Source organism: Micromonospora marina (assembly GCF_900091565.1).
GTDB classification, from domain to species: domain Bacteria; phylum Actinomycetota; class Actinomycetes; order Mycobacteriales; family Micromonosporaceae; genus Micromonospora; species Micromonospora marina.
The window spans coordinates 1-2,265 of record NZ_FMCV01000062.1; the positions used below are offsets into that span (position 1 = coordinate 1).

At 74.0% G+C, this 2,265-nt stretch carries 1 protein-coding gene; it reads right to left on the reverse strand.

The features are described from left to right. The coding region (locus GA0070215_RS27745; RefSeq protein ID WP_141708292.1) for a polyketide synthase dehydratase domain-containing protein at nt 1-2,265 on the reverse strand (2,265 nt) is incomplete at both ends.

Here is a 2,265-nt window from a genome sequence, read left to right on the forward strand (position 1 = left end):
CCGACACCAGATGCTCCGCCACCAACGCACCCAACGCACCCGTACCACCGGTCACCAACACCGCACCATCACCCAGGCTCGGCGCCTCCACCGACGTGACGCCGGCCCGGACCAGGCGCGGCGAGTACACCGCACCCCCTCGGACGGCCAACTGGCCGCCGGTCGCGGCCGGTTCCCGCAGGACGCCGTCCAGCAGGGCCACCAGCGCGGCGTCCAGGTCGCCGTCGACGTCCGCGAGGACCATGCGGCCCGGGTGCTCCGACTGCGCCGAACGCAGCAGACCCCACACCGCCGCGCTTGCCAGGTCGGTCACCCGGTCGCTGTCGCCGATCGACACCGCGCCCCGGGTCACGACCACGAGCCGCGAGTCCGCCAGGGCGTCCGCCGCGAGCCAGGACTGCACCGTCGCCAGCACGGCCGTGGTCACTGCCCGGACCGACTCCGGCGTCGCCGCGCCGGGCGCGGGGAACACCGGCATCAGCAGCGTCCGGGGAGCTGACTCATCCCCCGCGACCGTCGCCACGTCGGCGTACGTGGGCATGCCTACCGGTGCCGGCAGCTCCAGGCCGCCGGTCACCAGCGCCCAACCCGAAAGCTCCCCGGCGGGTGCGGCCTCCACGGCCGGCCACCGCAGTTCGAACAGCGACCGCGAGGCCACGCCCGGCGCGGCCACACCGGTCAGCTCTCGCAGGACGAGGGAGTCCATCGACACGACCGGCGCGCCCACCTCGTCGTACGCGGCCACCCGCAGCCCGGAGCCGTCGCGGGTCAGGCGCACCCGCAGCGTCCCCGCGCCTGCCGCGTGGACCTGCACGCCCTCGAAGGCGAACGGCACCCGTGGTCCGCTCGATTCCTCGCCACCGAGCAGCAGCCCGATCGGGTGCAGGGCGGCGTCCAGCAGCGCCGGGTGCAGGCCAAATCCGGCGCTGTCCGTCGCGGCGGCCTCCGGCAGGGCCACCTCGGCGAACAGTTCGTCGCGGCCGATCCAGGCGCGCTGGAGCCCCTGGAAGACCGGCCCGTACGCCAGGCCGTGCTCCGCCAGCGTCGTGTACCACCCCGCGAGGTCCACCTCCGACGTCGCGGCGGGGGGCCAGGTGATCGAGTCGGGCTCGTCGGCGGTGGACGCTTCCAGTACACCCTCGGCGTGCCGGGTCCAGCCCGCCTCGGAATCGTCGTCGGGGCGGGAGTAGACGGCAACGGGACGCTGCGGCGACTCCGACGTGGACACCCGCACCTGAATGCGTACGCCCCCGGTTTCGGGGAGCACCAGCGGGGCGGCCATGGTCAGCTCCCGCAGCCGGGAGAGGCCCACCTCATCGCCGGCCCGTACGGCCAGCTCGACCAGGGCCGTGCCGGGTACGAGCGTCAGCCCGGAGACCGTGTGGTCGGCCAGCCACGGGTGTGTGGTCAGGGAGAGTCGGCCGGTCAGCACCATCTCGTCGTCGCCGGCCAGGTCCACTGTCGCGCCGAGCAGCGGGTGCCCGGTGCGGCCGAGTCCGACCCCGGACACGTCGCCCGTACGCGCCCGGTTGGCGGCGGGCCAGTAGCGCTGGTGCTGGAAGGCGTACGTGGGCAGGTCCACCCGGCGCGCGCCGGTCTCGGTAAACCACGACTGCCACGTCACCGGCACACCGTGCACGTGCAGCTCGGCCAGGGCGTGCAGCAACGCCTGCACCTCCGGCCGGTCACGGCGCTGCACAGCCACCGCCAGCACGACCTCGTCATCGGGCAGCACATCCGCCGCCATGGCGGTCAGCACGCTCTGCGGGCCGACCTCCAGGAACGTATCCACCCCGGCCGCCCGCAGCGCCGTCACCCCGTCGGCGAACCGCACCGCCTCCCGCACATGCCGCACCCAATACTCCGGGGTACGGATCTCGTCACCGGCCAGGGCCCCCGTCACGTTCGACACGACCGGCAACACCGGCGCGGCGAACACCAACCCATCCAGGACCTTACGGAACTCGGCCAGCATCGGCTCCATCAACGGACTGTGGAACGCGTGGCTCACCGCCAGCCGGCGCGTACGCACCCCCCGCTCACGCCAGACCCGCTCCACCTCGGCCAGGGCCTCGACGGCACCCGACACGACCACAGCGGCCGGGCCGTTGACCGCCGCGACGCCCACCCTGTCGCCCAGGCCCGCGATCGACTCCACCACCGCAGCCTCGTCAGCGGCCACAGCCAGCATCCCGCCACCGGTGGGCAGCGCCTGCATCAACCGACCCCGCGCCGCCACCAACTGACACGCGTCGGCCAGGGACA